We start from the raw sequence: 8,598 nt of genomic DNA, 5'->3' as shown, positions 1-8,598 counted from the left end.
ACATTTGATGCAGCAGCTCCGGTAGTCTTTCCCGCGTAATCATGGATGGGTAAGATATTTGGGTTAACACGTCCACTCCTCCTCTTCTCTCTAAAAGAACTTCAATTCGTTTTTCCGCGCGGCAAACGCAACCGCGCCCACCATGATAATCCCTTTGGCGATATCCTGGACGTAAAATGGGAGTCCGAGCAGGTTTAACCCGTTGTTGATAATCCCGATCAGCAGTACGCCGACAACAGTACCGATTACATTGGGCTGGCCTACTTTGATCGTCGTCATTCCCAAAAAGACCGCCGCCAAACCGTCCAGCAAAAAGGACGCTCCGGCAGTCGGTTGGCCGCTGCCCAATCTGGCGGCCAGAACAATGCCGGCAATGGCTGCTCCCGAACCGCTTAAGATCAGTCCCAACGTGCGGTATTTCAAGGTATTGATCCCCGACAGTTTGGCCGAAACGGCATTTCCGCCAACTGCGTAGATGTACCGGCCGGTCGTCGTCTTATTCAGCAGGATATAGACGGCAACCCCGATGACGAGCATGATAATGATCGGCGTCGGCAGACCGATGACATTTCCCCGGCCTAGTACGGTAAACGCATCTGGCAGCCCGCCGTATACTGCCCTGCCCTCGGTGTACATGAAGATGATTCCCGTGGCTACCGACGAGGTCCCGAGCGTTACTATAATAGAAGGGATGCCGACTCTGGTCGTGATGACACCGTTAAGCAGCCCGAAGACTACGCCGACAGCCAGGCTCGCCACCAAAGCGACGGCCAGCGAGTACCCGTTTGTCAGCATTCCGGTGATGATGACTCCGGCAAGCCCGGCAACGCTGCCAACCGAGAGGTCGAAGTCGCCTGATGCCATGGCGATCGTCATGCCAAATGCGACGATGGCCAAAGTAGACACCTGGCGGACGACGTTGAGTAGATTGGTCGTGTCCAGAAACCGGTCAGCTACCGCGGAAAAAATCAGAAAGACCAAGAGCAGCGCCCCGATCGTCGCATACTGTGACAGATAGTATCCGACATCGGCTCGCTTTGTGAGATCATGTGTTTGTGTTGCTGCATTAGACATTGGCTACACCCTCCTTGCCCTTTTTAGACTCCTAGTGAGGACTCGATCAACCGCTCGTGAGTACGCTCATCCCGGCTTACTTCATCGACGATTTGACCGCCTCGCATGACGTAAATTCGATCAGACAATCCCAGTATCTCGGAAATATCGGAAGAGATCAGCAGAATGCCCGCACCCTGTTCGGCCAGGGAAACCATGATGCTGTACATCTCGGCCCGCGCACCGATGTCCACACCCTCTGTCGGCTCATCGAAGATAAACACGCGGGGTTTATGCTGGTCAGACATGGTTCGCTTTCCGAACGACACTTTTTGCTTGTTGCCGCCGCTTAGCGTGCTGATTTTCGTGGACAGCTCCGGCGTTTTGATGTTAAGGCGCTGAACGGCTTGTTCTGCCTTTTCCCTTTCCTTTCTATGAAGCAGCCAGCCAAACACCGACATTTCTTTCAGTACGGATAAGGTTAAATTATTTTTGACCGAATCGTTTAAAATGAGCGCCTTTCGCAATCGGTCATCTGGGATTAACGCCAAACCGTTCTTCATCGCCTGTGTCACGCTGTTGATTTTGACTTCCTTTCCGTCGATGGAGATCGTTCCGCTTTTTTTGCGGGAGGCCCCGAAGATCAGTTCCGCAAGTTCGGTTCTTCCGGCACCCACCGTTCCGAAGATGCCTACGATTTCCCCTTGTTTGATCGTCAAATCGGCAGAAACCACCTTCTCTCCGTCAGACAAGCCCTTTACTTCCAACAGCGTCCCGCCAGGTTGGTGATGCTTTACCGGATACTCCTCATGGTGATCCTTATCGATCATTAATTTGATGATTTCGTCCTGTGTCGACTCATGTGTTACTCGCGTTCCGACGTTCATCCCGTTGCGAAATACGGTGATGCGATCAGACATGGAAAAGACTTCGTCGAGGTAATGGGTGATAAAAATAATCCCGATCCCGTCAGCCTTCAGTTTGTTCATCACCATGAACAACAGCTTTCTTTCCTTGTCCGACAAAGCTGCGGTCGGCTCGTCCAAGATGAGCACTTTGGGCTGAAGCTGCAGGACCTTCATGATCTCCACCAGCTTTCGCTGAGCAGGATTCAACGCCTTTACCTGTTTATGCAGGTCGAGCGATACGCCAAGCTCGTTCATCAACTTCTTGGCCTTTTCCTCCAAGGCTCTCGTCTGGATCAGCCCCATCCGCTTTTGTTCATTTCCCAGAAAGATATTTTCAATCGCATTGAAGTTGGGGATCAGGCTCCCTTCTTGTGTGACAATGCCGATGCCTCGCGCGATCGCATCCCGTTCACTTCTCAGCGTAATTTGTTCCTCTTCCAAAAAAATCCGCCCTGCTTCCGGTATATACGTCCCTGTGATGACTTTCACAAAAGTAGATTTACCCGCCCCATTATGTCCGACCAAGGCGTGAATCTCGCCGCGTCGCAGCTGAAACCAGACGTTCTGCAGGGCCAATACACCGGGAAAACTCTTCTCTACTTCCTGAACTTCCAAAAGCCAATCCATTTCCTGCAACCTCCTTCGGAGATGGAAGGGTGTTGCCCCAATTGCACAACACCCTTCCTGGTTCCGATTAGTTACTGCTGTAAAAGTCAGATGCCTTGTAAGCCGGAGTGCCTTCGGCGGGCAGGTTCTTTTCGGTGATCAGCGGCGTGTCAACGTACACGGTGGTGGATGGAATCACTTCATCCTTCGGTTTTCCGTTGACGATGATATCGTTGATGTACTTGGCGATGTTTTCGCCCATGACTTCAAACCCCTGGGCCACCGTTGCCACCAGCGGAGAACCTTTTTGCATTTCCTCGACTGCAGGCGGATGGCCGTCGATTCCTACGACAAAAATGTCATCCTTGCTAAAACCTGCTGCCTGGATCGCAGCGGCGGCGGCCATCGCCGGTTCGTCCCAACCGGCCCATACCGCTTTGATCTCCTTGCCGTAGCGCTGCAGATAGTCCTCCATCGTCTGCAGGGTATCCTGATAAAAATTGGTGTAGTCGATATTATGGGACTCCAGTATTTGGATGCCCGGATTTTCCTTGACGATCAAATCCAGCACTTCGCCTCTCTTGCGCACCCCGTGGTGCTCTGCCATCTTAAACGCGACGATCTTCCCTTCCCCGCCCAGGCGGTCAACCAGGTAGCTGGAAACTTTAGAGGACATGACGAAGTTGTTGCTGGTGATATCAACGACGATGCCGGGCGTCCAGCCGGAATCGATCGAGTAGACGGGTATTCCTGCCTTGTTGGCATCTTCCAGGGCGGCCTTCGCAGCCCGCAAGTCGGCCATGGAGACGATGATGGCATCCACTTTGCGCTGGACGGCATCCTCCATATTGGAGGCCAGAGCTTGTCCCGAGCCTTTGCTGTCAAAGACGCTCAATTCCCAAGGATATCCCTGTGCCTTGATGAATTCCTCAAAGCCTTTTTTCGCCCGCTGCTCGGAATTGGTCGCGGCATTCATATGCACCCAGGCAATTTTCAGATCCTTTTTGCCTGCGGCAGCTCCTGCAGCCTGTTGGGTGCCAGTGTCGGAACCGGAGCCGTTTGATTGTGGCTCGGCTGAATTTGTGTTAGAATTGGAAGTATCTGTACCCCCGGAGGAAGAGGCTGACGGACTTTCCTGGTTGGAGCATCCGACAGCAAAAGCAAAGATGATGCACAGGAAAAGATAGAGCCATTTCCTTGCCATTCAAATCATCTCCTTTGTCGTTTTGGTCATGCAGAATAACCCTTTGGTTTTCTCGACGTTTTCCTTGATGCTGTCGTTTACAAAAAGCATGGTGCCGATGATCAGGTTGTGCCCTCCATTTCGCAGGATGTCTGGAATATTCTGGATGTTCACTCCACCATCCACGGCGACAATGGTATGTAACTTCTCGCTTGCGATCCTTTCACTGGCTAACTTGATCTTGGGCAGGACATCTTTGCGAAACGGCTGACCGCCAAACCCAGGCTCAACGGTCATGATATTGACCTGGTCGACATCGCGGATCAGGGATCCGATTTGATCAAAACCGGTTGTCGGGGCAAAAGCCATGGAGACTTGGCAGTTCCGCGCCTTTACCTGTTCGATGGTGCGAATCGGGTGTGTACAGCTCTCGAACTGGATGGTTATCATGTCGGCGCCTGCACTGATAAAACTGTCGATGACGAGTTCGGGCCGATACATTTCCAGGTGAACGTCAATGGGCAATGACGTTACCTTGCGAAGGTCTTCGACGGTTTTTGGGCCAAAGGTCAGGTTATTGACATAATGACCATCCATAATATCTACGTGAATCCAGTCAGCCCCGCCTTGCTCAAGTTCGACGACATCTGCTGCGAGATTTGCATGGTTACCTGCTAAGATGGATGCTGAAATCGTGGGCAATTTACTCACCTCCTTTCAAGGAAAACCCGTCACCTGGACGAAAAACGGGCAGCCCTATGAAATTTTGGTCGTCTCCCGCATCCAGTCGCCAAATTGCGGATATGCCTTGCGATACTGCTGGGCGTAATATTGATATTTTTCGTGATTTTCCGGATTGGGTTCGATGCGGGTTTGATAGCGAACCATCTTCTCCGCTGCTTCCTGGATGTTGTTGTAGGCACCGGCTGCCACGCTGGCCAGGATTGCCGAACCGAGGCAAGGAGCCTGTGCGACTGCCGGGATGTTGATGGCGATATTGCTGACGTCGGCATGAATCTGCATGTACAGCTTGCTGTTGGAGGCGCCGCCTGCCAGGTACAGCTCATCGGCCTGGAAGCCGTTCGACTTGAACGTCTGCAAAATGTGGTCGGTTCCGTAAGCGATGCCTTCCATGATCGCCCGGAAGATGTGTTCCCTGCTGTGCTTGAGCGTAAGCCCGTAGATCATGCCTCTCACGACGGGATCAACGTAGGGCGTGCGATTTCCCTGCCAGTAGTCAAGCACCAGCAGTCCGTCCGAGCCAGGAGGAACCTCTGCCGCTTCTGGAGTCAGCAAATCGTAAACGCTTACACCTTGGGCCTTTGCAATCTCTTCTAAATCTTTACAAAAATTCGAACGGAACCACTTGATGATCGAGCCTGTCGAGACCTGTCCGCCTTCGACCAATTGCAATCCCGGAACGACGGCGTCGGGAAACGATCCAAATACGCCTTTTGCATGCAATCCTACATCTGTCAGACCCAGCAGCAGGTGGGAAGAGCCCGTAATTAGGCCGAGCCGGCCGGGTTTCACCACACCCAAACCGATTAACCCGACAAACGCATCCACTCCCCCCTGTCCGATCGGTGTTCCTTCAGCCAAGCCCAGCTCTTCTGCCGCCTGCTTGGTGAGGCCGCCGACAGGCACGCCCAGATCGTAGACATCCTGCGGAAATTTGGCGACCAAGTCTTCCAGTCCGATCTTTTCATAGAATCGGTACGGCCAGCCCCCCTCTTCCCTGTTGTAGTACCAACGAGTCGTCGTGTTGCAGATATTGGCGGTCCACCTCCCCGTCAGCTTAAACATGTACCAGTCAGCGAATTCGGCTACTTTTTCCGCTCGATGGTAATGCTCCGGCTCATGCTTCTTCAGCCAGAGCGCTTTGCACGGCATCCATTCCGGTGATACGTTGCCATGTCCGTTGTACTTGAGCGCAGCATCATCACACCCGGCGATCAACGCCGCCTCCTCCCCCGCTCTTACATCCATCCAAATGAGTGAATTGCGAAGCGGCGTCCCGTCTTTCAGGCACAAGACCACGCTGCAAGCGGTTGCATCCAGGCTGATGCCAACGATCTGGTCTTTCGTTGCCTGCGCCAGGCTCATCGCTTGTTTGGTGCTGGCGACCAGCGCAGACCACCACTCCACAGGATTCTGCTCCGCCCAGCCCGGCTTTGGGTGATACGTCCTGTACTCAGTAACGCCAAAAGCCACTTCCCTGCCATGCAGGTCAAACAGACCTACGCGAACACTCTCTGTCCCGGCATCAATGCCCATCACCAATTCCTGTCTCATACAAGTCCTCCTTCAATGACGTCTTTCTATGGCAGTTCAAGCAAGTACTTGGCAACGCCTTCGTCGGTTATGAGGGTATCGGCCAGCTTGCCTCGCAATGCCGCCGCGATCACATCCCGCTTAAAATCAGTCCCGGCGATCAGCACGACCTTTGACTTGCTGCGAATCTCGTGAAAATCGGGACCCACGACCCGCTTGTGAATCTCCAAATCGAGAATCTCTCCATTTGCGTTAAAAAACCAGGACGAGATGTCCCCGACAACACCGTGATTTTGCAGTTGAACTGCCTCCTGCTCGGAAATGCTCCCGATCTCAATAAAGGTAGAGGTCGCGACATGCCCGACGCTGACGACGATAATGTCGGCACTGACAGCAGCGTCAAACACTTTTTGAATCATCGGGTCCTGGATGATGGCCTCCTTCAACTGCGCGTTGGACACAATCGCCGGTGCGTACAATGGAAAAGCAGTACCGCCAAAGCCTTCCGCCACGCGGCGGCAAATGTCGTTGGCATGCAGCTCGGGATTGACTTGCCCCAGCCCTCCCGTTATAGGGATGACGTTGCAGGGAACTTTCTCTTCTACTCTGACCGAATGGGCGACCTCGCTCAGGGTGCGACCCATGGAAAATCCCAGCGTCATCCCCTCTTTTAAATTGCGGGCCAAAAATTCAGCACCCGCTTTCCCCAGCGATTTTAATATATTGTGATCGCTGGCGGAAAACCGCGGAATGACGATCACTTCAGTCAAACCGTACTTCTCCTTCAACAATCGTTCCAATTCAAAACACCTGGTGTTGGTCGGATTGATTTTAATTTCTACGATTCCCCGATCCTTCGCCTCCTGAATCATCCGGGACACTTTGGCTCTGGACAATCCCAGCGCGGTTGCGATCTCCTGCTGCGAAAGGTTATCTATGTAATACATGTACGAAATCTTGGTCAAATAATGATCGCGATCTTGCAATTATGTTCACCTCAATGCTTCTTTGTTGAGAATCTGTTCACTAGTTTGATCATTTGCGCAACATCATGGTCTTATAGTAAATCCTTCTTGCAAATTTGTCTACACTATTTTTACTCTTTCAAATGGAGGTTCATTTCAAAATTGAGTATTGACAAAAAAAGCGAGGAATGATTATAAATAGTTTCAGTTGTTTCCATTTTCACACCAATCAGCATTTTCTTCCTGATGTATAATTCTGGCAAAGGTGGGTTCAACATGAGGACATGCATTATAACAGGGGCCGGTACGGGGATCGGACGGGAGACGGCAATACGGTTGAGCCAAAGAGAGGATATCGAAAACCTGGTCTTGATGTCCTTGGGTGAAGAGGAATTGGCCGAGACGAAACGGCAGATGAACCAGGAGAAAAACATTGCGCTGTACGATCTGGACCTTACCAGGTATGACGAGGTTGAACGGGCGATTGACGAAGTCTATGCCAAATTCGGGCGGATTGACATCTTGCTGAACTTCGCCGGGTACGCAAAAGCGGCCAGCCTGATGGAATGCGACCTGCACACATGGCAAAAGACCTTTGACATCAATGTTACCTCCATGTTCTGGATCTGCAAGCAAAGCGTACGCCACATGCAAAAACAAGGCGGAATCATCCTCAACGTCTCCTCTACCTCGGGAAATACGCCGCGTCCGGGCTGGCTCGCCTATGCTTCCTCCAAGTCGGCCGTAATTGGATTTTCCAGGTCACTTAGTGAAGAACTGCGGCCGTACAAGATCAGAGTCTACTCATTGCTTCCGGGCAGATGTGCGACCAACATGCGCAAAGGCCTCGTCCCTGATGAGGACCAGTCTGTCCTGATGCAGCCGGAAGATGTTGCCCATGTAGTCAATTTTCTCGTGTCTCCAGAGGACAATTGTCTGGACGGGCACGATATCGTCATCCGTAAACAAGCCTGGTAAAAACACGGCAAAAAAACGGGAATCCGCCGCTTAAAGCCCGCGGGATTCCCGTGTCGCATTTTTTCCTTACATGCCGGTAAGATACTGCCTATTTCACGTATTCCAAGGTCGTCGCCAGCAGCACTTCCGTCCCAGCCGTGATGTCTTCCTGACTGGCATATTCCTTCGGGTTGTGGCTGATCCCGTCCAGGCAGCGGACGAAGATCATTCCCATATCAGCGATCTCGGCCAAGCACATGGCGTCGTGACCCGCCCCGCTGACCAGTTTCGGCGGGGTAAGGCCTAGCGCCTCGGCGGCCCGCTCCATCGTTGCCATCACTTGCTCGGAGCAGAGAGTAGGCTTGGCTCGCTCGNCCCATATCAGCGATCTCGGCCAAGCACATGGCGTCGTGACCCGCCCCGCTGACCAGTTTCGGCGGGGTAAGGCCTAGCGCCTCGGCGGCCCGCTCCATCGTTGCCATCACTTGCTCGGAGCAGAGAGTAGGCTTGGCTCGCTCGTTGATCTTCACTTCAGCGGTCAGCCCGCGGCGCTTGCACACATCGTCGACAACGGATTGGATGCGGGAAATGGCGTCGTCGCGCCGGCCCTCGTCAGTGTCGCGAATGTCCACGCTGAATTCGACCGTTCCGG

Annotated in this window: 8 protein-coding genes; 1 reads left to right on the top strand and 7 read right to left on the bottom strand. The window is 52.8% G+C overall.

Going from position 1 to position 8,598, the window contains the following annotated elements; all coding sequences use genetic code 11:
* Positions 1 to 90: 90 nt before the first annotated feature.
* The 6 genes from ACI7RC_RS27510 to ACI7RC_RS27485 form a co-directional block, all read right to left on the bottom strand.
* Complete coding sequence (locus ACI7RC_RS27510) at positions 91 to 1,074, bottom strand: ABC transporter permease (RefSeq protein ID WP_408111352.1); 984 nt, start codon at positions 1,072 to 1,074, stop codon at positions 91 to 93.
* A gap of 23 nt (positions 1,075 to 1,097) precedes the next feature.
* Positions 1,098 to 2,588: a sugar ABC transporter ATP-binding protein gene (locus tag ACI7RC_RS27505; protein WP_408111351.1), complete on the bottom strand. Its 1,491-nt coding sequence runs from the start codon at positions 2,586 to 2,588 to the stop codon at positions 1,098 to 1,100.
* Positions 2,589 to 2,655: 67 nt separating this feature from the next.
* The gene (locus ACI7RC_RS27500; protein ID WP_408111350.1) at positions 2,656 to 3,771 is read right to left on the bottom strand and encodes a sugar ABC transporter substrate-binding protein; all 1,116 of its coding nucleotides are present in this window, start codon (positions 3,769 to 3,771) and stop codon (positions 2,656 to 2,658) included.
* Complete coding sequence (locus ACI7RC_RS27495) at positions 3,772 to 4,452, bottom strand: ribulose-phosphate 3-epimerase (protein ID WP_408111349.1); 681 nt, start codon at positions 4,450 to 4,452, stop codon at positions 3,772 to 3,774.
* A 54-nt stretch (positions 4,453 to 4,506) separates the two neighbouring features.
* Complete coding sequence (locus tag ACI7RC_RS27490) at positions 4,507 to 6,045, bottom strand: FGGY-family carbohydrate kinase (protein ID WP_408111348.1); 1,539 nt, start codon at positions 6,043 to 6,045, stop codon at positions 4,507 to 4,509.
* 26 nt (positions 6,046 to 6,071) lie between these two features.
* On the bottom strand, positions 6,072 to 7,010 hold the full coding sequence (locus ACI7RC_RS27485) for a sugar-binding transcriptional regulator (RefSeq protein WP_408111347.1): 939 nt from the start codon (positions 7,008 to 7,010) through the stop codon (positions 6,072 to 6,074).
* 255 nt (positions 7,011 to 7,265) lie between these two features.
* Here ACI7RC_RS27485 and ACI7RC_RS27480 point away from each other — a divergent pair, with 255 nt between their 5' ends.
* A complete protein-coding gene (locus ACI7RC_RS27480; protein WP_408111346.1) occupies positions 7,266 to 7,967 on the top strand; it encodes an SDR family oxidoreductase in 702 nt (233 codons plus the stop codon).
* A gap of 88 nt (positions 7,968 to 8,055) precedes the next feature.
* Here the strand turns inward: ACI7RC_RS27480 and ACI7RC_RS27475 are convergent, their stop codons facing one another.
* Positions 8,056 to 8,328: a M20/M25/M40 family metallo-hydrolase gene (locus ACI7RC_RS27475; RefSeq protein ID WP_408111353.1), complete on the bottom strand. Its 273-nt coding sequence runs from the start codon at positions 8,326 to 8,328 to the stop codon at positions 8,056 to 8,058.
* Positions 8,329 to 8,598 lie beyond the last annotated feature (270 nt).

This window comes from Brevibacillus sp. B_LB10_24 (assembly GCF_046036945.1).
GTDB lineage: Bacteria > Bacillota > Bacilli > Brevibacillales > Brevibacillaceae > Brevibacillus_C.
Note: the sequence above shows the minus strand (reverse complement) of the source record. Positions and strands in the feature narration are given on the sequence as shown.

Coding starts and splice junctions, on each gene's coding strand:
- ACI7RC_RS27505 (WP_408111351.1), bottom strand. CDS start 2,588: ATGGATTGGCTTTTGGAAGTTCAGGAAGTAGAGAAGAGTTTTCCCGGT.
- ACI7RC_RS27500 (WP_408111350.1), bottom strand. CDS start 3,771: ATGGCAAGGAAATGGCTCTATCTTTTCCTGTGCATCATCTTTGCTTTT.
- ACI7RC_RS27490 (WP_408111348.1), bottom strand. CDS start 6,045: ATGAGACAGGAATTGGTGATGGGCATTGATGCCGGGACAGAGAGTGTT.
- ACI7RC_RS27510 (WP_408111352.1), bottom strand. CDS start 1,074: ATGTCTAATGCAGCAACACAAACACATGATCTCACAAAGCGAGCCGAT.
- ACI7RC_RS27480 (WP_408111346.1), top strand. CDS start 7,266: ATGAGGACATGCATTATAACAGGGGCCGGTACGGGGATCGGACGGGAG.